We start from the raw sequence: 22615 nt of genomic DNA on the forward strand, positions 1-22615 counted from the left end.
ACCTCACTATTCTAAGTCCTTCTTTCCTTAAGGATCCCTTTCACGTCTTCGACTGACACATCGAGCAATTCCATGAGGACAAGCGTGTGATACGTCAAATCGGCAAGTTCATTCGTCAATTCATCCTTATTCCGATTTTTCGCCCCGATGACGACTTCAGTTGATTCTTCCCCAATCTTCTTCAATACTTTATCCACTCCTTCGCGGAACAGATACGATGTGTAGGAGCCTTCAATCGGGTTCGCTCGTCGTTCTTTGATTTCGTTCACAATTTCATGGACGATGCCGCGTACGGAGCTATTCTCTTCAAAGCCGATAGAATGAAAGCAAGTCGTTTCACCCGTATGGCAAGCGGGCCCGGCCGGCTCCACTTGGATGAGGATCGCATCCTGATCGCAGTCGACGGAAATCCGTTTGATAATTTGGCGATTGCCGGAAGTCGCGCCTTTATTCCAAAGCTCCTGCCTCGAACGGCTATAAAACCAAGTCTCTTTCGTTTCAAGCGTCTTTTGAATGGATTCCCGATTCATATAAGCGAGCAAGAGCACTTCCCCTGTCCGCTCATCCTGTACGATAGCGGGAATCAAACCGTTCTGATCATATATAAGTGCACCTATATCGATATTCATCATGATTCATTCCCAACAACTTGTTTTTGTTCGTCCAAATACATCTTCAATTCTCCAATATGGATTTCTTCGAAGTGGAAGACCGATGCGGCAAGTGCGGCGCTCGCCTTCCCTTCCGTCAACACTTCCACGAAATGCTCAGACTTGCCTGCTCCACCGCTTGCAACAACCGGAATGCCGACCGCGGATGCCATCGCTCTGTAGAGCTCGATATCATAGCCATTCTTCACGCCGTCTTCATCGATGCTGTTGACGACGAGTTCACCTGCTCCAAGTTGCTCACCCTTCACTGCCCACTCGATTGCATCCAGCCCGGTCTCTTCCATACCGCCTTTTGCAAAGACAGACCATTTTCCGGGACCGGTCTTCTTAACGTCCATTGACAGGATAATCCGTTCGGAACCGAATTTCTCCGCAGCTTGTCGGATCAACTCTGGATTCAGCAAAGCGGCACTATTAATGGACACTTTATCCCCGCCGACACTAAAAATCTTCCCGATGTCTTCGATTGTCCGGATGCCTCCCCCCACGATGAAAGGAATCGGTACCTCTTTCGCAATCTCTGCAATCAAATCGAGGAACATTTCCCTGTTTTTCGTAGAGGCAGATATATCATAAAAGACGAGTTCATCCGCACCGTCCGCTACATATTTTTTCGCAAGCGTCAGCGGATCTGCAACTTCCTGAACATCGAGGAACTTCTTCCCTTTCACAACTTTCCGATTATCGACGTCCATGCAAGCTATGATTCGTTTCTTCATCTCTGTCCCCCCAATACTGTTTCCAAAGATAGATTCCCTTCATACAGTGCTTTTCCGATAATGGCGCCATACAGATTCATCATTTTCAGCTTGTCGATGTCAAGATTGGTCGATACACCGCCGGAAGCGATGATGTCCATATCGGATGCTTTGCTCACCACATATAATTCATCGAAATTCGGGCCTTGCAGCATGCCGTCTTTCATGATGTCGGTATACACGACCGTTTTGACGCCTACACCTTCCAGCCATCGCAACAATTTGACCGCTTTAACATCAGTCGTTTCCGTCCAACCGTCCGTCGCGACGAGTCCATTTCGTGCGTCGATCGACACTGCGATTTTTTCGGCATACTTGGCGACCGCTTCTTCAACAAACTGTGGGTTTTGAATGGCAGCCGTCCCGATAATGACCCTACTGATGCCGCTTACGATTAGCGAATCGATCGTTTCCATCGACCGGATTCCTCCACCGACTTGTATAGGGATATTCACAGCCTTCACGATTTCCCTTATTGCTTCAGCATTTAATGAATCACCGGTTTTCGCGCCGTCCAAATCGACGACGTGTATGTACTCGGCGCCTTGCCTTTCCCATTCCTTCGCCACTTCCGATGGTGATTCATGATAGACGGTCTCCTGGGCATAGTCGCCTTGTATAAGACGGACGCATTTGCCTCCTCTAATATCAATTGCCGGAAATAAAATCATTGTCGACTCCCCCTTATAAAATCCCCTTTGTCGATGGAACCCCTTCAATTTCAGGGTTTAATGAACTCGCGATGCGCAAAGCCCTACCAAAACTTTTGAAAATGGATTCGATGAAATGGTGGCTGTTTTTCCCGTAGTGTAAATTGATATGCAACGTCACACTTGCATGCCGGGTGAAAGCGAGGAAAAACTCTTCCACAAGCTCGGTATCAAAATCCCCTACTTTGTCTTTCAATCCTTCGACATTATAAACGAGGAAGGAGCGTCCGCTTATGTCGAGTGATACTGTGGATAAGGCTTCATCCATCGGTGTCGACACAGTCGAATACCGTTCAATGCCTTCCTTCTTTCCAATGCTGAGATTGAACGCCTGGCCAAGCACGATGCCGATATCTTCAACCGTATGGTGTTGGTCGACGGCGAGATCTCCATCACAATCAACCGTCAAATCGAATCTTCCATGGTTCGCGAACAGCGTCAACATATGGTCAAGAAATCCGACACCCGTCCGAATATCCGTTTTCCCTGTTCCATCGATCGCAAATTCAAGTTCAATTGCCGTTTCTGCAGTGCTTCTACTAATTTTCCCGCTTCTCATTGCGCTCCCCTTTCCGCAGCCGGATCGACTCGGCATGGCCCGTCAACCGCTCCGCTTCCGCCAAAACTATAATGTCATCTGCCACTTCATTGAATGCGTGCTTTGAATAATGGATGATGCTCGACTTTTTAAGAAAATCGTAAACACCTAACGGAGACGAGAAAGCGGCTGTTCCGCTAGTCGGCAATGTATGGTTCGGTCCTGCCATATAATCGCCCAATGCTTCCGGTGAATAAGCCCCGAGGAATATGGCACCCACGTTCCGGATGAATGGCAACTGCGCCATCGGATTTTCCACCATCACTTGCAGATGCTCCGGTGCGATTTCGTTCACTACTTCAATCGCTTCCGTTAGCGAATCAACGATGATGATGCGACCGAAATCGTTTATGGAGCGGCTCGCAATTTCCGTCCGATCCATCTTGGGAAGCTGCTCTTCGACTTCCGCCACCAAATTTCCTGCAAACTGTTCGCTAGTCGTCACACAAATGGCAGCCGCCCGTTCGTCATGCTCCGCCTGGGACAATAGATCTGCCGCAACGTATGCAGGGTTTGCGGTTTCATCCGCCAACACACAGATTTCACTTGGACCCGCAATCATATCAATTCCAACGTCACCAAATACCCACTTTTTCGCCCTAGCAACGTATGCATTGCCAGGCCCGGTAATTTTCATCACCTTCCGGATCGATTCAGTGCCATAGGCTAATGCTGCAATCGCCTGAGCGCCGCCGACTTTGTAGACGACGTTCACGCCTGTTTCCTTCGCAGCTACCAATACATGCGGGTTCACTTTCCCGTCAGGTTGCGGTGGAGTCGAAATGGCAATATAGCCGACCCCTGCGATTTTTGCGGGGATGACATTCATCAGCACAGTCGATGGGTAAGCTGCCTTCCCGCCAGGCACGTAAATGCCGGCCCGTTCAATTGGGGTCACTTGTTGGCCAAGCAAAATGCCTCTTTCTTGTCGGATGAACCAGGAACGTTCTTTCTGCTCTTCATGAAAGTCGGTAATTCTCCGTTTCGCTTTCTTGAGAGATGCGATGAAATTTTCCGAAACGAGCGTATAGGCTTCATCGAATTCATCATCTGCGACAATGAAATTCTGCAACTTCACGTTGTCGAACCGTTCAGTATACATATGTAAAGCCGCATCCCCGTTCATACGGACATCGTTGATGATCGATAGTACCTTCCGGTCAAACTCCAGATCTATGGACTGCTCGTTCCGTCTCTTGATTTCTACCTTATAGTCTTCTGCAGTGACGATTTTCATGAATACACCTCCAGCCCTGACTTGACATCGGCAATGAATTTCTGGATCCGCTCTGTCTTCATGGCATAGCTGGCTTTATTCACAATCAATCTAGCACTTACTTCTGCAACGTCTTCAATTACGACTAAGCCATTCTCTTTTAATGTTGTGCCTGTTTCAACGATGTCGACAATACAATCTGCCAAACCAATAAGCGGTGCCAATTCAACTGACCCATTCAGTTCGATAATATTGGTGCGGATTCCTCTCTGTTCAAAATGGAGCTTTGCTATCTTCGGATACTTGGAAGCAACCGTCAACTGAGTTAGTTCGTTGAGCTCCAGTTCCGGATATCCCGCAACGGATAATTTGCATTTCCCTATAACGAGATCCAACAGTTCATAAACGTCCTTTGGATCTTCCAACAGAACATCTTTGCCAATCACCCCGATATCCGCTGGACCTTGTTCTACGTACGTCGGCACATCTACCGCTTTCACGAAAATCAGTTTGATGGAGTTCGAATCCTCCATGAAGATGAGCTTTCTGCTTTTAACGGTAAAGTCTGAGAATAGGATACCCGCCTCCTCCAATAGTGCAATCGCCTGATTCGCAATCCTTCCTTTTGCCATCGCAACAGTCAAACAATCCATCAGACATCCCCCTTTTGCTTCTGATTATCGGAAGCCTTCACTAATGATTCGATTTCACAAGCAAATCCAATTGCGGGCAGGTCAGCTCCGAACTCGTGGCCCAATTGATCATACCGCCCGCCCATCAATACCGGTTTGCCAAAACGTCCGACATATCCTTGAAACAGGATGCCCGAGTAGTAGTCCATTCGGTTAATCAACCCGAAATCGAGGACGAGATGCTCGTCAAGGTCCTTTAACCGGCTGCAAACTTCTTCGATATAAGAAAGAGTTTCTTGCATGCGTGATGTAGTGGAGATCTCTTCCGCCCGTTTCAACACTTCTTCCGGTTTTCCATAAAGATGAGGAATTTGCGTAATGGCATGTTTGATTGCATCATCTGCATCAACGTTTGACAGGAGTTCACCAATCTCAACACTGTTCTTCGCCTGTATACATACTTTCAACTGATCGCTTTGTAATTCTGTTAATGGAAGCTGCGACATCATTTCATGGAAGAAGGCGGTATGCCCAATTTCAATTTTGATGTCATTGAACTTCAAATCCTTCATCGTCTCTAGCGCCAAGGAAATTGTTTTCGCATCCACCTCTGGCGACCGTTTGCAAAAATATTCGATGCCTGCTTGTGTCCGCTCGGTTTTCTCAGTCGGGTCGGATGCCCGCCGAAACACTTCCTGTATATAATAAAAGCGGTGTTCACTTGTCAGCTTGCGGTGAGCGTGAGACAATTCCTGTGTAATCGGTATCGTCACATCGGGTCTGAGGACAAGAACTTCTCCAGATGGATCGATCACTTTCACCATCTCTTTCCGGTTAACGGAACTCGTCACTTTGCAATAAAGATCATATCGTTCAAAAGCCGGTGTCGTGATCCGTTGGAACCCATATGTTGAAAATGTATTGCTTAACGTATTGATCACTTGCTCGTACGTTTCTGCTTCTTTCAATCCGGAATTCATTTGCATACCACCTTTACTTCATCGCTTTACTACGTTAAAGTTATAACGTACTATAAATCTATTTTTCTCATTTGTCAACTGATAGGAGGATTTTTTTATGTTTGATTACCATATGCATAGTTCATTTTCGGGAGATTGTAATGTTGATATGGAGGAGATGGTGAAAGGGGCAATTGCAAAAGGCCTTTCTGAAATCTGTTTCACGGAACATATCGATTATGATTATCCCGATGATTCAATTGAGTTTGATTTTGATAAACGGAAATATGGTGAGCGGATTGATGAATTGCGCAAGCGGTATAATGGGAAGATCTACATCAAGAAGGGCGTCGAGATTGGTGTACAGCCGCATTTATTGGACCGCTATGATGAAATGCTGAAAGCGGAGTCGTTTGATTTCATCATTTGCTCGATGCATACTGTCGAGCGGAAAGGCTTGCATTATGGGGATCTTTTCAAGGGGATTACCGTAGAGGATGCCTCATTGAAGTATTACAATGAATTGCTGCATTGTGTGAAAAACTTTACGAACTATTCCATTTTAGGACATGTTGATTTGATTAAACGGTATGCGCCTGAAGTCATCGATAATGATTTCCATGATGTGCTGCGTGAAATATTTAGCGTGATCATCCCTGCTGGAAAAGGGATCGAGTTGAATACGTCCGGTGTCCGTTATGGACTGCCGAACGGGTTGCCGAGTGATGATGTGTTGAAGCTGTATAAGGAATGCGGCGGGGAAATCATTACGCTTGGGTCTGATGCGCATAAGCCGGAAGACATCGCTTTCGATTTCAAGGAGTCGCTGGAGCTGTTGCGGTCGATCGGTTTTAATTATATTGCAACGTTTGAAGGATTGAAACCGTCTTTCCATTCGATTGATGCATGTTAACTAGAAAGTACCCGTTAGGAGTGCTTTAGGCGGAGTGACGGCGATTGATTTAGGCGCGGACCACGGGCTATAAGCGCAATACAGCGGTCTTTGAGCGCGATACCATGGTCTTTGAGCACGGAACCACATTCTTTGAGAACAAAACAGCCCGCTTTGGACGCGGGCTGTCTGCTATTTCATTTCCCAACAATAACCGTCTTAATTAGCGCGAGCCTTTCCCTTATGTGGTGCTTCGCTTCCACTGACTTCGGTGTCTTCGCAGGCAATGCGTCTGTCTCGAGATCCATGCTATCCGCAATCATCCTTGCTCTCGCCAAATGAAAATCGCTTGTGATGATTGTGACTGCTTCGACATCATCTGGCAGGAGTCTTTTTGAATAAAGGATGTTCTCATACGTCGAAGTCGACTCCGTCTCAAGCAGCAGACGTTCTTCCTGCACGCCATACTCCATCAAATATCGACGCATCGCTTCCCCTTCTGCAATGTCTTCATCCGGACCTTGGCCCCCTGACAAGATGAATTTCACGTCAGGATATTCTTCCGCGTAGGAGAGCGCTTCTTCCAATCGATAGCGCAAAGTGAGTGACGGCGTCTCCCCATTGACCTTAGCACCGAGGATGAAGGCATATTCCAACGAGCCATCCGCCAACGGCTCCATTCCATCAGTCATCCACTTGCCCAACAACAGCCAAGTTCCTAAGCCGAACAGCACTGCCGTAATTCCGATTGTCATCCCCAACTTCTTCGTTTTCTTCACTTGATCACCTATTCAATCAATTTTAGTATATGAGATGTCGGGGTGAAAAATGGCTGATTCCGTCACGTCAGCTGTTCCACTTCAATTCCCCGCTCCTTCAGCAACGTTGGATAAAACGGATCGTCACCGATCGAATAGACACGGTCGCACACATTCGTAATTTCATCCATGTCATGCGATGTATACAGAATCATTTTGCCTTCCTTTTTGGCAAGGTTCAGCAAATAGCTGCCGATTTCCGTTTTTGATTTCAAATCGATGCCGACTGTCGGTTCATCCAATAAAAGAAGAATTGGGTCATGCAATAAGCTGATCGCCAAATTGAGCTTGCGCTTCATCCCTCCAGATAGAGAATGGACTGGTTCCTTCCACTGGGTTAATTGCATATCAAGACAAAGTTTCCTGCATTCTTCCGGCGATCTCTTTTTCCATGAAAGCCTTTCGAAAAAACGCATATTCTCTTCTACCGTATACTCCTCCCACACAGAAATATCTTGGGGCACATAACCGATGATCTGACGTAATTGCTTGAAATCATCCTCATACCGCTTACCATCTAAACGCAATTCGCCAGCGGTAGGTTCCATTGCCGTTGCCAAAATTTGCAATAATGTCGATTTTCCGGCACCGTTCTCTCCGACTAGCCCGACAATTTCCCCTTCATTCATTTGAAATGAAACATCTTTCAATACACTTCTCCGTTTATACCGTTTTTGTACACCTTCCACTTCAAGCAAACCGTTTTCCCCCTTTCACCATCCAAGCAACCAGCATTAGAAGTAACAACATGAGCCACACGACCGGAATCGTCGTCGTCATCAATGAGCGCACCGGACTGATGATTTCAACCCACTGCCACCTTCGGGAGAAGGCATCGAGCGGCACGACGGCGCCACCAGTGACTGTCAATAGTAGAGCCGCGGCAATCCCCGTCAGGTAATACATGAACAATTGCTGATACACAATCGCCAGCAAAAATGCGAGGAGATTCAGTGTCACCCTGAATGCGAGCATCGGGAGGATCAAAGACAACGTAACCTGCTCCTGTAAAACAAATTGGAACACTAGTAAAGTGAGACCATCCGACAATAACGTCAATAATGAATACAAGCCTAACATCCGCACAGCATGGCTTTTAAACGACTTTGATGTATACAGCCATCTCACTTGCATAGAAGGTCGGCTTTCCGTGATCATCCAATCGAACAGGAAAAAGGCGGAGATGATTGTGAAAAACGCCCAAACCGCCCTGCTATTCAATAGTTCCAGCGGCTTTTCCTCGGCCTGTCCTGCTTGCTTGCCGTATGAAAAGTTCGTTCGAAGTAGGCTTTCATTCCGTTGCTTCTCTTCGCTTCTTCGGATAATCTCATCATAATCCCATTTATCTTCCATGCCATATTCAAGCAACATCTGTTTGATGACCGTTGCCGCTTTCGACCTCGAAATATCCTGCTGGGCAAGTGACATGACAGTTTCGGAAATTGCCGGATATGCGAAGGAGCGATTGGAGGAATACGCTTCAATCAACCTGTTCCTCTTATTCGCCAGCACGGATTCGCCGTACCCTTCCCGAATGACGAAAGCACTGTCGAGTTCATGCTGCTTCAAGTTATGTAGCGCATCGTCAAGCTCCATATAATGAACAGATAACATGTCATTTTTCTCAATTTCATGTGCCAATTGCTTTGCCAATGGAGATGAATCTTCAACAATAAGCGCAATCGGCACCTTCGCTTCTTCCTGCAAAGCACCGAATGTGTTCATTACGAAAACCGTCAACAGGATCGGCATGAGCATCCAGAAGCCGACACCTTTCCATTCCTTTTTCAATCTGAAAAATTGAGCAGGCAACCGATTCATTGCCTCCACCTCTCTTTCAAGCTGAACGATATCCATAAGACTAGAGATGCACTAAACGAATAGATAACCAAGGCTGTGTAATTTGCATAATTCCGGCCTTCCAGCACTAGATCCATCATCCACCGAAGGGCAATCGGTGAAAATAAATAGGAGAGAAGATTTTGGAACGACTGTGGAAAATACAATGTCGGAATCAATGCACCGCTTACTAGAACAGCGCTAAAAACGAAGATGCATTGCAAAAACAGCACAATCTTCTTTCCTGGTATCCATATGCCGATCAGTGCAATGCCACTTAGCAAAATGAATGCATACAACAATCCAAATAACCCGAATCGCATCATGTCCACCGCGTAGAATTCAATTCGCAGCAAATTAACCAATATGAAAAAAGTGAATCCAGCGAGCAGTGAACTAACGAATAAGGAGACGATCAGCCTCCCTGCCACCCGCTGGCCAACGCTGACGCCGAATAGTTTCATTCTTGTGGCCATCGACTTCGACTCAACATCAACCAGCGCGATGTAAAATGATAACAGCCAGACAGAAAAGACGATGAACCAACCCGATAACATAAAATAATTCATTGGCGACGATGTTGCCGAGTTCTTCAATACTTCTTCATCCAACAGTTTATCCTTGCCTAATGTAAAGAGAGTGAAATCGACGAATTGCTCAAACATCATCTCCATCCGCTCTTCGCGAGGCATCGGAGTCTCCTTTGCATAGTCATTAATCACCAAGATATTCGCTTGTGCGGCAGCAATGTATCTGGCCAAACTATCGACTAGCTGTTTCGCAATGAAGCTGTCGATTGGTCTGGATGGGTTTCCTACCATAGGAATTGTCACCGATTCACCCTCGTACAGATCGGCAGTGAAATTTTTCGGCAATGAAAAAGAAGTGCTAATTTCATTTTTGCTAATTAATTGCTCTGCTTCCTCTCTTGACGCTGGAAAAATTTCTATGTAATTTCGCCCGCTTGCCGTCTCCGTCAACAACGAGCTGATCAGCTTCGATTCCTTCGTTTGATCCTCATCAATCAATGCAACGCGAATCGGAGAGTTTTCGGCTGGAATGAGTAAACCTGCAGCGAGTCCAACCAACAATCCGATCAAAAAAACTGGAAATAGAAAAAGAAGAAGAAGGGTCGCCCGCTTCTTCTTCAGCTGTTTCAAGTTTTCATTCGTGAAAAACAATATATTTCGTATCGATATCAAACAGCCCACTTCCATTCATCAGAAGTTTTCAAGCTCACTTTGGAGGTCGCCCATAAGTTCTGTAACCCACTCCTCAAACTCTCGAGCCAACTCATCTCCAAGGTCATCCAATTCGTCACTGCTCATCTTACCGACATCTACAGTGTTTTTGGATTCATCCGGCATCTCCACTTTTTTCACGATTTTCCCTTCCTGTTTCAAGCGAAGGTAAATGTCAGATGTGAAAATGGCTCCGGATGGGTCGATGATTGTGAACTCGTGATCCGCCTTCATCGAATCTTTTTCATGAGCCGCAGTTCCGCTCCAAACGAGTTTAGGGGCAAAATCCCCATCGGATACGGAGATTTCACGGTTGAATGTGCGGTCTTTTCCATCCAGCTCTTCTTTCCCTTTATACGTAATGGAAACATCTTCTGCGTTGATCGTAATCGTATCATCCGACTTTCCATCTTTCCACGTCAAGTCACCTTTGAAATTGACGTCTACATCTTCCTGCATTTGAGGGTCGGTGCCAGTGAATGAATAATCCCATTTCTGTCCTGACTTCTCCAATAATTGGACACCTTCAAATTTCAATGCAGCGATTTTATCTTTGGATTCCCCGATCGACATGGCGAATTCCCGCTTTACAATGCTGTTCGACTTATGCCAGATCTTCGATTCGATTCCATTTGGAATGTGCAAACCATTGACTTCTTTGATCGCTTCTTCCATTGACTCCTCAAAATCATCAATCAGCTCTGTGAGTTTTTGATCAGAAACATCATCAGTCATTGTAGAAATAGCAATTTGTTCTTTTAAAAGCGCCTTCAATTTTTCATCATTACGCGCTTTCTTGAAAAGATCCACTAGAAGGGACTTTACTTGTTCTTCGGAAAGTTTCAGTACCACTTTTTCAGTTTTCATCTTCTCACCGAAAACATCAATCTCTTCTTTTTCACTAGTGAACGCATCTTCAGGCAGCTCATGATAGAGGTATTCCATATACTCCTCTTTTACGTATTTCTGGAATTCACCGTCCATCGAAAATTGCTCTTCAAACAGGCGGGATAGCCCAAGCTTCTCCGGCCCTTCGTAAAATGCGTCAGTTTCCCTCATCATTTTCCCGAAGTCCTCATCCATGAAAAACAACAGTTGTTCCGTAAATGGCAATGCCGCCATCATCTTTTCAGGTGTAAAATACAATGTCGCGAATTCCGTTGAAATAGAGCCGAATTTTCCGCTGAAATTCATTTCCCATTCCTTTTCCACAGGATCCTTCACTTGCGTCATGGAGAATGTGGTGTTATTGAGAATCCTCTGCATTTCGACCATATCATACCCCGCGCTCGGATCATCCCATTCTGCAGATAGATCATATGTAGTTTCAACCGGCTTAGCCTTTTGGACATTCAGCCAATCTACCTCGTTTTTATAACGCTCTTCGAAAAGGTCTCCGACTTGAGTGAACGTCTTTGTTTCGGCCAACAAGTATTTGACTTTTGGCGATTTGTTAAATAAAAAGAATGCGGAAACGGCTCCAGCACCAATTACTAGTACGGCTGTCAACACGACAATCAATAGTACGGGCGATTTCCTCTTTGCTTTCGTTTCTTGAACATTCTCCACTGAATTTCCTCCCCATCATAAATATCTTTAAAGATTGGTAATCTCATACAAATTTTACTACAATAAAAGGATAAATGTTCCTTATTTCGTAAATTGATTAGTAATATCTAGTCAGCAAGTTTAGTAGTTATTTACTACTCATTAAAAAGCCTTCTGCATTTTTCTGCAGAAGGCTTGGTACATCAGTTCTTCACTTTTTGCTTTTTATTCACCGAGCTATGGACCTCTGTTGGCAGACCCCATAATTGTATGAAGCCAACAGCTGCCGATTGGTCGAATTCGTCATCTGACGTATACGTCGCCAATTTTTCGTCGTAAAGGGAGTTCGCTGATTTTCTGCCTTCGACGATTGCATGCCCTTTGAATAATTTCACACGGACAACCCCATTGACGTATTGCTGCGTCTCTTTGACGAATGCTTCCAACGCATTTCGCAATGGCGAGAACCATAAGCCGTTATAGATCAGTTCACTGAGCTTCTGGGAAACGAGAGGCTTGAAGTGGGCGACATCTTTTACGAGCGTGATATCTTCCAATTCTTTATGTGCTTTCAGCAATGTGACAGCACCTGGACATTCATACACTTCACGTGATTTGATGCCGACGAGACGGTTTTCGACGTGGTCAATTCTTCCAACACCGTGCTTTCCAGCAACTTCATTCAACTTCAAAATCAGCTCACTCAATGGGTATTGTTTACCGTCAATACTAACCGGAACCCCTTTTTCAAATTCGATTTCAATGACATCCGGTTTATCCGGTGCTTCTTCAATCGATACTGTCAAACCGAATGCCTCTTCAGGCGGCGCCGCCCATGGATCTTCCAGAATGCCGCATTCATTGCTTCGGCCCCATAAATTCTGGTCGATGGAATAAGGACTGTCTAGATCAATTGGAATCGGGATATTCTTCTCTTTCGCGTAAGCGATCTCCTCTTCACGCGACCAGCTCCATTCACGGACAGGTGCAATGACTTCTAGTGACGGGTCAAGTGCTTTGATTGCCACTTCGAAACGCACCTGGTCATTCCCTTTCCCTGTGCAGCCATGGGCTACCGCAGTCGCATTTTCCTTATGCGCCACTTCGACAAGCTTCTTGGAAATCAAAGGACGGGAAAGCGCCGATACGAGAGGATATTTGTCTTCGTAATATGTGCGTGCCTGCAAAGCAAGCAATGCATACTCCTGCGCAAACTCCTCTTTCGCATCGATGACATAACTGTTTACCGCACCGACTTGCAACGCTTTCTGTTGGATGAAGTGCAAGTCTTTCCCTTCCCCGACATCCAAGCAGCAAGCAACCACATCATACCCTTTATCCGTTAACCACTGTACTGCCACCGAAGTATCTAGACCACCAGAATACGCTAAAACGACTTTTTTATTTCCCATACATTTATCCTCCTCTATACATCACTCTGTATCTTTATTCATCTTTATGTATTTTTATAATACCACATATAATTTGAATATCAATAGATTTGAATGAAAAATTAATTTCCGGAATGAAAAAAACTACCTCACATTCTGTTGTAAGGTAGTTTCTACTAATCATCTTATTCCGTGTGCCACCATCGCATCTGCAACTTTCAGGAAGCCTGCAATGTTGGCGCCCATGACAAGATTGCCCGGTTTTCCAAACCGTTCAGCAGCGTCTTTGCAACTTGTATAGATGTTTTCCATGACCGTTTTCAGGCGCATGTCTACTTCTTCTTCCGTCCAAGCAAGGCGCATACTGTTTTGCGACATTTCCATTGCAGAAACAGCTACTCCTCCTGCATTAGCTGCTTTTGCGGGGGCAAAAAGGATGTTATTTTCGAGAAAAATATCAATCGCTTCAATATTGCACGGCATATTAGCACCTTCACCAAGTGCTTTCAGTCCGTTAGCGATGAGCATATGTGCTGCAATTTCATCGATTTCATTTTGCGTTGCACAAGGAAGTGCGATATCACAAGGAATCGACCAGATTGCTGAACAATCATCATGGTACTCTGCGTCCGGATGCTCCTTCGTGTATTCCCAAATCCGTTTGTTTTCCACTTCTTTCAACTGCTTCACAGTGTCGAGATTAATGCCGTTTTTATCATAGATATAGCCGGCAGAGTCGCTGCATGCGATGACTTTCGCTCCAAGTTGTTGGGCCTTTTCAATGGCATACGTAGATACATTTCCAGATCCCGAGACAACGACCGTGCTATCTTTGAAGGATAGCCCGTTTTCATTCAACATCTCTTCGACGAAATAGACGGTGCCGTACCCCGTCGCTTCTTTTCTTCCAAGCGAACCGCCATGCTTCGGATCCTTTCCCGTCAGGACTCCCGCCTCGTAACCGCCTTTCAACCGGTTATACTGACCAAACATATAGCCGATTTCCCGTTTGCCGACGCCGATATCTCCCGCAGGCACGTCAATGTCGGGGCCAATATGCTTGCTTAACTCGGTCATGAAGCTTTGCGTGAAACGCATGATTTCCCTCTCGGATTTCCCTTTCGGATCAAAATCGGAGCCGCCTTTTCCTGCGCCGATCGACTGTCCTGTCAGCGCATTTTTGAAAATTTGTTCAAACGCCAGGAACTTCATAATGCTATTGTTCACGGAAGGATGGAAGCGGATGCCGCCTTTATATGGACCGAGGTCGCTGTTAAATTGCACGCGATATCCACGGTTGACATGAACTTTCCCTTTGTCGTCTTCCCAAGCAACACGGAAGGAAATGATCCGCTCAGGCTCAGTAATACGTTCAAGGATTCCATTCCGAATGTATTCAGGATGTTGGGCAAAGACAGGTCGAAGTGAATCGAAAATTTCCCTCGTCGCTTGCAAAAATTCCTTTTCATCCGGATTTCTTTTCTTCACCAACTCATATACTTCATGGACGTAGTCATTCGCCCGGCTACGGTTGTTTCGGGAGTTCTCCATATTTGTCATTAGCCTCATCCTTTCTCAATAAATCGCGAAGAAAACATTGTATGGTGTCTATCGATATCCTGAAAATTAATATTTCAAAATCGTTTCTTCGTTTTATCAAGTATTACTGAAATCATGAATATATACAACATCTTTTTCTGTTTACTGTTGTCCATCCTAGTATTATGTGTCAATTTACGTAATTCTGTCGAAATTCGTCGCACGAAAAGAAAATCATTTACATATTTCTGAACATAGATTATTAGTAGGCTTATGAAGAGCCCAGTTACTTGCGATTTGGAAAACAACTACAAAGAGAAAGAGGAGATGGTTTATGAAATTCAGCAAAATACTGCGCACCATTATAGGAGCCAATTTAGTGATTGTAATGGCTTTCGCATTCCTACCTGCTCTGTTGATCAATCCGGATGTAGACATTTTCCAAAGCGTAATAAATTATATTTCAAAAGAATAACAGTTTCCCCATCAAATGAACCATATGTGCAAATTGCACATATGGTTCATTTTGAATTATCGCTTTCGGACTGTGAAATTGTCAGTGAGTAGCAGCCAATTTTGGGGGAATGCTAATCCTAGCTTCCAATACATTATTCCACGTAAGTTAAATTCCTTTATCAAGTTGAATTTAGCTTGGATGCTGCGTGCATCTTCGAACCAGACGTCATGACGCACGCCATTACTATCCCAATAAAGGAAAAACGGCGCTTGGGCAGTGGCATCATACTGGATATTCGCATTTTGGCTAATAGCTAGATTGATCGCCTGCTGTGGACTAAGGGCTTTTGCCGCAATTCCCGTTTCGGGCGGGTACGGGAATGTCCAGTCATAGCCGTATAAATTTTGGCCTAGGAAAATCTTTTCCCGTGGAATTTGGCTGACTGCGAATTCAACAACTCGACGCACTTGATTAATTGGGCTCACCGGCTGCGGGTCACTATATGAATATCCCCATTCATACGTCATCAATGTGACAAAATCACATATTTCCCCGTGTGCTTTGAAGTCAATGCCGCCATAAACCCCTGTCAGAGCGGGACTCGATTTAGGAGGCAGTGCACTGGATAACGTTAAACCGGCCGGATGGAAGCGTGCACGCGCATTTCTCAGAAATGTATTATACAATTCCCTATCCGCTGGCCTAATAAATTCAAAATCAAAATGAATGTCACTAAAACCGAACCTTTTCGCGGTTTGAACAATATTTTCGAATAATCGGTTCTGTACCGTTTGATTTGTAAAGAAGATATTTGCCAGATCCCCACTGAATGCGAAATTCTCCAAGTTGCTGATGACCATCGCATTCAAAGTCCCTGCTTGTGCGGCAATCTCTGGAATATCATCTATCGGGGGTGCCTTCAATGATCCATCCCGTTGTGCTTCATAGCTGAACATCCCTAAATACGTCAAATCTTCTACTCTGTTCCGCACTTCCTGAACGATTACATCAAGTATCGCTTCCCTCGGTTCCACATAAAGAAAAACATCAATGACCGGTTTCCTTCTTTGAGGAAGAGTCAACCGTTGGCCTATATGCAAAATGCTGTTTTGTGAAATGCCATTGACCCTGGCTAGCTCTTCCACTGTCGTTCCATACAATCGGGAAATGACATACAATGATTGTCCAGGCAGCACCCAATGATAACTACCGGATATTGGAATGACGAGAGCTTGCCCAACAACAATACGGGCAGGATTAGTCAACTCATTCGCCTGAGCGATTTCCTCGTAAGGGATTCCATAAGTTTGCCCGATTCCATATAAACTTTGCCCTTGTTGCACGACATGTATCAGCAATTTTGATCCACTTCCTTTCGTTGACAAAATGTCCTTTATCCCATGCTATTTTTAAAGGCAAGGGATTATGCGCGTTTAGAAATTTTTACACGCATACACCGTCTCTTTGAAGCCATACTACTGACGATTGAAAATCATCTACAAAAGGAGGAAATCTATTTTGACGCAAAATCAATTCGGTGAAACACATCAAAATATGCACACAGGAACAGTCCCGCCACAGATGAACCATGGAGGACATGAGGTTTTCGATGTTCATGAAGTTCTTTCTGGCGCTATCGCCTCATTAAACCAGGCAATGATCTTACGCCCCCATGTTAAAGATCCCGAGTTGCTCGATATTTTGGATAGGCAATACCGTTTCACTTTGGATGAATACAATATAACAGTGGAATGTTTCAAGACAGGCATGGATCCTTCCCATCCGACTAGCAGCTACAAAATGAAGCAGGGAAATGATTTTGTTTACGGAATGAAGCCGTCGCAGCCGAAGAAACCTATGCAAAATGCGAACGAGATTAATGATGAAATGATTTCCGGCTTTCTTCTTGGATCTGCTAAAACAAATGCCAGTGCAAAAACAATGGCTGCTCTAGAATCGACAAACCCGGTCGTCAGACGTGTATTGGCAGATTCAGTTCCGAACTGCATTGAGATGGCGTATGAGCTGTCGATTTATCAAAACAAACATCATTATTACCAAGTTCCTCAGCTTGCCCAACAGGATATGCAGTCGATTTTAAATGCCTTTGCAACAGTAGGTCAGCCAGGTATGCCGAATAATACGGTCCAATAAGGAAAAGCTGCCTTGACGCAATGTCAAGGCAGCTTTTTTAAATAAACAAAGTGAAATAACACAAAATAACACAGCTTTTATAACGATTTATTGATAAAAGATGAAGGGATTTGCGACTCGAATTTCATTACTTCATTTGTTCCCGGGTGTACGATTGTTAATGCTGTCGCATGCAAGCCCAACCTTTTGATTGGATTGACGGTGGAGCCGTACTTTTTGTCTCCTACAACTGGATGTCCAATTTCCTCCATGTGCACACGGATTTGGTTTTTGCGACCAGTTTCCAATTTGACTTCCAGCAATGAATATTGACGGTTCGATTTTATTTTCCGGTAGTGGGTGATGGCCAGTTGGCCTCCGTTGTCTGTCGGGTTTGAGTAGACTTTGAACGTCCTCGTTTCCTTTAACCAGGATTTGATCGTGTCTGACTCTTTTCGAACATTCCCTTCAACTAATGCCGTATAGATCCTTTCTTTCACCATTACATCCCAATTATCCTGCAGTGTAATCTTCACTTGTTCGCTTTTCGCGAATAAGAGGACACCTGACGTATCGCGGTCCAGTCGGTGGACGATAAAGACCCGCTGCCCTGGATCCTGTCTTTTAACATAAGCGGATACTTCACTGAATGCTGTTCTTTCGTTTTTATCTTTTGCGGCCATCGATAAGAGGCTGGCTTCCTTATCGACAACGATGATCGCGTCATCCTCATAAATAATTTCCAACCCTGTCAGTTTGCTTTCATTCAAAGCCGCCTTATTCGCAAGGATTTCGACTTTATGTCCAGGCAGCAGTTGATGGTTATGTTTCGTCACTGCCCTGCCGTTAACGGAGACCTGCCCTCTCGTCAACATTGACTTGACGGAATTTCGGCTGTTCTTTTTCATGTTTTCCAATAAAAACGGCAATAGTTCCGCTTCTTCATTCACTGAAAACAGAAAGGAATCTTCCCTTCTCTTCTTTTGATTCTTATGCATGTCCTGTCTCCTCACTCTCTCCTTCAATTATCCACAAATTGCCCTTTGATTTCAAACGCGGTATCATCAAAAGTAAATGTGTTTGTATTAATAGGGGGATGTATATGATGAAAGTAGCGATATTCGATTTTGACGGGACGCTATATTCGAAAGAAACTTTTCAATTATTGATGGATCATTTAAAACAGCATCCAACTCATCGCGCAAAGTATAAATCTTTTTTTCGCAGGATTCTCCCACTATACATAGGTTACAAAATAAAAATCGTTCCGGAAGCAAAAATGAGAGAAGGATCGATGCAGATTTATGCAAATGCATTAAACTCATTAACAAAACCCGAGCTTGATCAATATTTTGAGGATATGAAGGAAAGCATGCGGCAGCATTTCAACGATGAAGTTGTGGCTAAAGTCCGGCAGCATCAAAACGATGATATGCATGTCATGCTTGTATCCGGTGCGTATACGTCATTATTGCATGCTGTGACGGAAGGCATTGAGTTCGATACGATCATCGGAACCGACATACCGTTTACGGAGGCTGGCGCGTTTGACAGCCAGAAGGAAATTTACCATATCCAAGGAAATCGGAAAACAGAAAAGGTCATGGAGATGCTGGCTGGCAAGCAGGTCGACTGGGAACATAGCTTTGCGTACGGGGACAGCTATTCCGATCTTCCCGTGCTGGAGCTAGTAGGAAATCCGGTTGCTGTCAGACCTGAGGAGCGCTTGAAGCAGATTGCAGTGGATAGGAATTGGACTATCATGTAACTTAACCCCAAAAAGGACTTCTAGTTTCTGAAGTCCTTTTTGGTTCTTCTAATTACAATTCGGTTATGAAAAGATTTGATACTCACTCCAAATGCAATAGATCACTTTGCAAGGCATTTTTAATTGAATAGCCAACCTGAATAATATCATCTTTGTTACGAGCAAAATATTGATATTCCACTTCTGGCTCGGCTTCAAATATCACACCTATGTAATATGGATTTAAGTGTTTATAACCAGCTTCACGGTGAGGCACTTTCTTATAACTCCACGTTTCTTCGGGATACCGTTCTTCTAAGTGCTCCTGTACATACTCAATTTTCTTCTCAATTTGGTTATCAATCCAATATGGACGCGCGAAATAAAAGATTCCAAAAGCAAACAGAAAGAAAATAGCCAATCTCTGAACGAACTTTCTGCGCTTGCCCTTAAAAACGAATGAAACGAATAGAATAACAATGAAGATTCCACTCACTATCATCAATTCAATTAATTCTGTTGGATGCAATGAAAAGTCCCCTTTGTTAATTATTTTCACCAGCAAATATAATAAACGCACCAACAACAATGACGAATATAAATGCCAGTAACATTGTTATTCCCCCAAAAAAGATGATGTTGTTTTCCATATACTATATTTCCCAACTACTCAGTTATACGAATAACAAATCAATTTGTTACATACCTAACGGATTTTATTTTCCGTCCATAAACCCATAATAAAAGAGCAGCCAAAGCTGCCCTGCTTTACTATAGCCCTGTTCTTGCTGGCCACACCGTTTATTCTCCATTCTCATCAACAGAATGAACGTTTAATGTCTCTTGTGCTTGTGTTGCACTATCACTTCCCAAGGCCTGAACTGTTATATGATCGTGGAATTTCCTATCACCGAATTCCCATTCAAATGACCAACCATCATCCCCATCTATGTCAATTCCAATAAGTGTTCGTTCACCCCAAGTCGCTGTTCCTGTTGGGGTTATCCAAAACAATACTGTTTCAACATTTTCCACTTCCGCAGAAATAGTCATTGTACGAACACCTTTCGGAACAATGGACCAACCATTTTCCTTTTCTAAATCTGTGCTAACCTCTAGAATTTGAGCTTTGCCACCGTTATTTTCAGAAATACCGGGTATATCCTCTACGCTTTTCTCCGGTTGTTTTTCGTATACATCATTATTACAGGCTGAGAGAATCAGTATGAACAATAAACAGAGCGTAACGATTGGAATCCGCCGCATATGTATCCTCCTATTATTTCATCTCACTATTCATCTGTGACAATCAGTTATTCGTTGGTATCGGCAATAAGTGCTATGGCAAGTATTGTTCAGTCAGCATTACGATCTTATTTTCCACAATATAAATGTTGAAGAAGCGATCATATTCATTTGCGGCTTCTTTAAACTCGTCGGCAGTTGGTATAGTTTGCAATTTATCCCCTTTAAGAATAAAGTAATTTGCATCCAAATCCACGGTGACAATTTTTGTCTCTTGCTCCTCTATTACAAAACCATTCGGCGCTTCATTATCCTCTTTCTTTTCAGCGAATTTAACTTCTAATGTAATAGTAGCCCCACTTGTATTAACGTCTTTAACAAATCCTTGCCGACTATTAATGCCAGGAACACGAGACAAAAGGTTCTCCATTATATAGATCTTATTATGTAGTTCATTATAGGCTTCGTTTTCATCCCTGGCCCTGCTTTCCAACATGACATACAACTCTTTAATTTTATTCTCACTTTCGATAAGTTGCTCATTCAATTGTGATAGTTGTTCTTCTAAATCCCCATTTACTTTTGTAGTTGCAGTTTGCTCTGCCCCTTCTTCCTTTGTACAACCAACTAATAACACCAGCAGTATACCTGCGTAGATGACACGTAGTTTTTTCAATGTACTTCTCCCTTTTCCTAGCACTATTATTTGGCCTTATTTACAAAAGCAGGTTTAGGCAGCTATATAGCCTACAGAAGATATCAATCGTTGTGTCGGTCAAATTTCATCAAGCATTCCATTTACCTCAGTCACTCCGACAAGATTCTCTCCTTCTATAAACGCTAATATAGATTGTTCGAAGTAGCGCTTAGCCTTTCCAATCTCCCCTTTGGCTTTATTAATTTCTCCAAGCCCTCGCAGAGAACATCCAAGTGCAATCTGATCGTTCGATTGTTCAGCATATTGAAGGGATTGATACATCAGTTTTTCAGCCTCGAACAAATTATTTTTCTTTAATAAAATATAACCTTGCTCGTAATAATTAGCCGCAAAGCCTAAATGCCAATTTGGATTACTGCTACTCAATAATGTTAATTCCTCATTAAATAATTCTTGTGCTTTATCGTAGTTCTCTGCCATCCGCTCCACCATGCCCAACTGATGGATCGCGATGAGTTCATCTTGATAATTTAAACTCGACTTAGCTATTCCTCTAAGCTCATCATAAATTGACCGCGCTTCATCAAATTTCTTCAGTTCACTTTTTACATAACCCAACCAATGCAATGCGGCTTCGTATTTGGTTGACCTTATATCCATTAAACTGAGGCAGTCCTGATATATTCCTTCTGCTTCAATAAGTTGATTGTTCTCAAAGAGTTCAAATGCCCCGCTTAATTTATCATCAATAGATTCTGTACAACTCATGAATCCCCCTTCTTCTAACGCACAATTTGGCCTAAATAGGTTTATAAGTTATGCGTTAAGAGTGACATAACTCATCAAAATAATGAAAAATGCCACTATTTCTAGGTTGACTATAACTACATTCGGCTTAACTTTGGAGAGCAGTTTCACTCGTTTCACTAAACTGGCGTCTAACGTGATAAGCAAATAATAAAAGATGAACAGACCAAATAAGAACATGATAATCGCCGTAGTATACTCGTCACTTTGCCAGAAGGAAATTGCTAAAAATAACGCCCATATACTTTTAAAAATACCAAGTAAACTTTCAAAGGGCTTCGTAAATGTTGCCATCATATATTCCGTATGTTTTTCTGTAATTGAATAATCCTCGTTGCATTTACTTATAAAGGCTATATGCCCCGTTTGAAGGACCATCGAAATGACTAGCATGATTAAATAGGCTAAGCCAAAGACGGTACCTACTAATAAAGCGTCTGATTCTATTAATTGATGGAGCGCGAGAGGTAAAGGAAGCCACATTGCGTACATTAATGCCATCAGTAGATGCAAGAAAGCATATTCATTACTTCTTGCCATTTTCTTGAATGTAAAGATGATGATCAAATATAGTAGTACCCCTATCCACCCCAGGATCATTGTCGAAATTAACATGACTATCTCCTTCTAAATACCAATTTATTAGCAAACTTGATTATCATTGCGCAGTAGCCGCCCGGCGTTTTATTTCATAGTTCAAAAAAACGCCCTCATTTCTTCCGGTAATTCCTCTATGCAAGAACTTTTAAATTCTTT

Annotated in this window: 24 protein-coding genes; 3 read left to right on the forward strand and 21 right to left on the reverse strand. The window is 43.6% G+C overall.

Annotation, left to right across the window (positions count from 1 at the left end; translation table 11 throughout):
• Positions 1-11 precede the first annotated feature (11 nt).
• Genes hisIE through hisZ form a run of 7 tightly spaced genes read right to left on the reverse strand, consistent with a single transcriptional unit; the run spans position 12 to position 5565 of the window.
• Positions 12-635, reverse strand: a complete 624-nt coding sequence (hisIE, locus tag OC538_RS05700) for a bifunctional phosphoribosyl-AMP cyclohydrolase/phosphoribosyl-ATP diphosphatase HisIE (protein WP_251695244.1) — start codon at positions 633-635, stop codon at positions 12-14.
• Positions 629-1390 (reverse strand): imidazole glycerol phosphate synthase subunit HisF, encoded by a 762-nt coding sequence (hisF, locus tag OC538_RS05705; RefSeq protein ID WP_251694063.1) that lies wholly within the window; start codon positions 1388-1390, stop codon positions 629-631. Before hisF ends, hisIE begins: the two co-directional genes overlap by 7 nt.
• Complete coding sequence (hisA, locus tag OC538_RS05710) at positions 1387-2100, reverse strand: 1-(5-phosphoribosyl)-5-[(5-phosphoribosylamino)methylideneamino]imidazole-4-carboxamide isomerase (protein WP_262173624.1); 714 nt, start codon at positions 2098-2100, stop codon at positions 1387-1389. The genes hisF and hisA overlap by 4 nt, the downstream gene beginning before the upstream one ends.
• Before the next feature lie 13 nt (positions 2101-2113).
• A complete protein-coding gene (hisB, locus tag OC538_RS05715) occupies positions 2114-2698 on the reverse strand; it encodes an imidazoleglycerol-phosphate dehydratase HisB (protein WP_262173625.1) in 585 nt (194 codons plus the stop codon).
• The gene (gene hisD, locus OC538_RS05720) at positions 2679-3974 is read right to left on the reverse strand and encodes a histidinol dehydrogenase (protein WP_262173627.1); all 1296 of its coding nucleotides are present in this window, start codon (positions 3972-3974) and stop codon (positions 2679-2681) included. The genes hisB and hisD overlap by 20 nt, the downstream gene beginning before the upstream one ends.
• Positions 3971-4606 (reverse strand): ATP phosphoribosyltransferase, encoded by a 636-nt coding sequence (hisG, locus tag OC538_RS05725; protein WP_262173628.1) that lies wholly within the window; start codon positions 4604-4606, stop codon positions 3971-3973. Before hisG ends, hisD begins: the two co-directional genes overlap by 4 nt.
• Positions 4606-5565, reverse strand: a complete 960-nt coding sequence (gene hisZ / locus OC538_RS05730) for an ATP phosphoribosyltransferase regulatory subunit (RefSeq protein WP_262173629.1) — start codon at positions 5563-5565, stop codon at positions 4606-4608. The genes hisG and hisZ overlap by 1 nt, the downstream gene beginning before the upstream one ends.
• Positions 5566-5662: 97 nt before the next feature.
• On the opposite strand from hisZ, the gene OC538_RS05735 reads away from it, so the two are divergent.
• On the forward strand, positions 5663-6457 hold the full coding sequence (locus OC538_RS05735) for a histidinol-phosphatase HisJ family protein (protein ID WP_262173631.1): 795 nt from the start codon (positions 5663-5665) through the stop codon (positions 6455-6457).
• Positions 6458-6633: 176 nt separating this feature from the next.
• On the opposite strand, the gene OC538_RS05740 is transcribed toward OC538_RS05735, so the two are convergent.
• The 8 genes from OC538_RS05740 to OC538_RS05775 all read right to left on the reverse strand — a co-directional run bounded on the left by OC538_RS05740 (position 6634) and on the right by OC538_RS05775 (position 16627).
• Entirely contained in the window at positions 6634-7215 is a 582-nt protein-coding gene (locus OC538_RS05740) for a YdcF family protein (RefSeq protein WP_262173632.1), read from the reverse strand.
• A gap of 62 nt (positions 7216-7277) precedes the next feature.
• Positions 7278-7943 carry an ATP-binding cassette domain-containing protein gene (locus tag OC538_RS05745; protein ID WP_316044296.1) on the reverse strand — a complete coding sequence of 222 codons (666 nt, stop codon included), beginning with the start codon at positions 7941-7943 and terminating at the stop codon, positions 7278-7280.
• Position 7944: 1 nt separating this feature from the next.
• Positions 7945-9075: an ABC transporter permease gene (locus tag OC538_RS05750; RefSeq protein ID WP_262173634.1), complete on the reverse strand. Its 1131-nt coding sequence runs from the start codon at positions 9073-9075 to the stop codon at positions 7945-7947.
• Positions 9072-10295 (reverse strand): ABC transporter permease, encoded by a 1224-nt coding sequence (locus OC538_RS05755; protein ID WP_262173635.1) that lies wholly within the window; start codon positions 10293-10295, stop codon positions 9072-9074. Before OC538_RS05755 ends, OC538_RS05750 begins: the two co-directional genes overlap by 4 nt.
• 18 nt (positions 10296-10313) lie before the next feature.
• The gene (locus OC538_RS05760; protein ID WP_262173637.1) at positions 10314-11903 is read right to left on the reverse strand and encodes a DUF6583 family protein; all 1590 of its coding nucleotides are present in this window, start codon (positions 11901-11903) and stop codon (positions 10314-10316) included.
• 182 nt (positions 11904-12085) lie between these two features.
• On the reverse strand, positions 12086-13294 hold the full coding sequence (locus OC538_RS05765) for an argininosuccinate synthase (RefSeq protein ID WP_262173638.1): 1209 nt from the start codon (positions 13292-13294) through the stop codon (positions 12086-12088).
• Positions 13295-13453: 159 nt separating this feature from the next.
• The gene (gene gdhA, locus OC538_RS05770) at positions 13454-14833 is read right to left on the reverse strand and encodes an NADP-specific glutamate dehydrogenase (RefSeq protein WP_410055849.1); all 1380 of its coding nucleotides are present in this window, start codon (positions 14831-14833) and stop codon (positions 13454-13456) included.
• Positions 14834-15343: 510 nt separating this feature from the next.
• Positions 15344-16627, reverse strand: a complete 1284-nt coding sequence (locus tag OC538_RS05775; protein ID WP_251694049.1) for a LysM peptidoglycan-binding domain-containing protein — start codon at positions 16625-16627, stop codon at positions 15344-15346.
• A 160-nt stretch (positions 16628-16787) separates the two neighbouring features.
• On the opposite strand from OC538_RS05775, the gene OC538_RS05780 reads away from it, so the two are divergent.
• Entirely contained in the window at positions 16788-17423 is a 636-nt protein-coding gene (locus OC538_RS05780; RefSeq protein WP_251694048.1) for a spore coat protein, read from the forward strand.
• A 77-nt stretch (positions 17424-17500) separates the two neighbouring features.
• On the opposite strand, the gene OC538_RS05785 is transcribed toward OC538_RS05780, so the two are convergent.
• Positions 17501-18400, reverse strand: coding sequence for an RluA family pseudouridine synthase (locus OC538_RS05785; RefSeq protein ID WP_262173640.1), 900 nt, complete (start codon positions 18398-18400; stop codon positions 17501-17503).
• Between the two features lie 107 nt (positions 18401-18507).
• Here OC538_RS05785 and OC538_RS05790 point away from each other — a divergent pair, with 107 nt between their 5' ends.
• Positions 18508-19170, forward strand: a complete 663-nt coding sequence (locus OC538_RS05790; protein WP_262173641.1) for an HAD family hydrolase — start codon at positions 18508-18510, stop codon at positions 19168-19170.
• Between the two features lie 82 nt (positions 19171-19252).
• Here OC538_RS05790 and OC538_RS05795 read toward each other — a convergent pair whose 3' ends face one another.
• The 5 genes from OC538_RS05795 to OC538_RS05815 all read right to left on the reverse strand — a co-directional run bounded on the left by OC538_RS05795 (position 19253) and on the right by OC538_RS05815 (position 22474).
• Positions 19253-19678, reverse strand: a complete 426-nt coding sequence (locus OC538_RS05795; protein ID WP_262173642.1) for a hypothetical protein — start codon at positions 19676-19678, stop codon at positions 19253-19255.
• A 272-nt stretch (positions 19679-19950) separates the two neighbouring features.
• The gene (locus OC538_RS05800; RefSeq protein ID WP_262173643.1) at positions 19951-20415 is read right to left on the reverse strand and encodes a hypothetical protein; all 465 of its coding nucleotides are present in this window, start codon (positions 20413-20415) and stop codon (positions 19951-19953) included.
• 73 nt (positions 20416-20488) lie between these two features.
• Entirely contained in the window at positions 20489-21070 is a 582-nt protein-coding gene (locus tag OC538_RS05805) for a hypothetical protein (protein ID WP_262173644.1), read from the reverse strand.
• Between the two features lie 99 nt (positions 21071-21169).
• A complete protein-coding gene (locus OC538_RS05810) occupies positions 21170-21820 on the reverse strand; it encodes a tetratricopeptide repeat protein (RefSeq protein WP_262173645.1) in 651 nt (216 codons plus the stop codon).
• 48 nt (positions 21821-21868) lie between these two features.
• Positions 21869-22474 carry a hypothetical protein gene (locus OC538_RS05815; RefSeq protein ID WP_262173646.1) on the reverse strand — a complete coding sequence of 202 codons (606 nt, stop codon included), beginning with the start codon at positions 22472-22474 and terminating at the stop codon, positions 21869-21871.
• Between the last annotated feature and the right edge of the window lie 141 nt (positions 22475-22615).

This window comes from Saccharococcus sp. Marseille-Q5394 (assembly GCF_946901335.1).
In the GTDB taxonomy this organism is placed as follows: domain Bacteria; phylum Bacillota; class Bacilli; order Bacillales_A; family Planococcaceae; genus Sporosarcina; species Sporosarcina luteola_C.

What these genes read in the sequence shown, in the direction of transcription:
- hisG (WP_262173628.1), bottom strand. Translation starts at nt 4,606, where the DNA reads ATGGATTGTTTGACTGTTGCGATGGCAAAAGGAAGGATTGCGAATCAG.
- OC538_RS05785 (WP_262173640.1), bottom strand. Translation starts at nt 18,400, where the DNA reads ATGCATAAGAATCAAAAGAAGAGAAGGGAAGATTCCTTTCTGTTTTCA.
- OC538_RS05790 (WP_262173641.1), top strand. Translation starts at nt 18,508, where the DNA reads ATGAAAGTAGCGATATTCGATTTTGACGGGACGCTATATTCGAAAGAA.
- OC538_RS05765 (WP_262173638.1), bottom strand. Translation starts at nt 13,294, where the DNA reads ATGGGAAATAAAAAAGTCGTTTTAGCGTATTCTGGTGGTCTAGATACT.
- hisB (WP_262173625.1), bottom strand. Translation starts at nt 2,698, where the DNA reads ATGAGAAGCGGGAAAATTAGTAGAAGCACTGCAGAAACGGCAATTGAA.
- hisF (WP_251694063.1), bottom strand. Translation starts at nt 1,390, where the DNA reads ATGAAGAAACGAATCATAGCTTGCATGGACGTCGATAATCGGAAAGTT.
- hisZ (WP_262173629.1), bottom strand. Translation starts at nt 5,565, where the DNA reads ATGAATTCCGGATTGAAAGAAGCAGAAACGTACGAGCAAGTGATCAAT.
- OC538_RS05750 (WP_262173634.1), bottom strand. Translation starts at nt 9,075, where the DNA reads ATGAATCGGTTGCCTGCTCAATTTTTCAGATTGAAAAAGGAATGGAAA.
- gdhA (WP_410055849.1), bottom strand. Translation starts at nt 14,833, where the DNA reads ATGACAAATATGGAGAACTCCCGAAACAACCGTAGCCGGGCGAATGAC.
- hisD (WP_262173627.1), bottom strand. Translation starts at nt 3,974, where the DNA reads ATGAAAATCGTCACTGCAGAAGACTATAAGGTAGAAATCAAGAGACGG.
- OC538_RS05800 (WP_262173643.1), bottom strand. Translation starts at nt 20,415, where the DNA reads ATGCGGCGGATTCCAATCGTTACGCTCTGTTTATTGTTCATACTGATT.
- OC538_RS05815 (WP_262173646.1), bottom strand. Translation starts at nt 22,474, where the DNA reads ATGTTAATTTCGACAATGATCCTGGGGTGGATAGGGGTACTACTATAT.
- OC538_RS05735 (WP_262173631.1), top strand. Translation starts at nt 5,663, where the DNA reads ATGTTTGATTACCATATGCATAGTTCATTTTCGGGAGATTGTAATGTT.
- OC538_RS05810 (WP_262173645.1), bottom strand. Translation starts at nt 21,820, where the DNA reads ATGAGTTGTACAGAATCTATTGATGATAAATTAAGCGGGGCATTTGAA.
- hisA (WP_262173624.1), bottom strand. Translation starts at nt 2,100, where the DNA reads ATGATTTTATTTCCGGCAATTGATATTAGAGGAGGCAAATGCGTCCGT.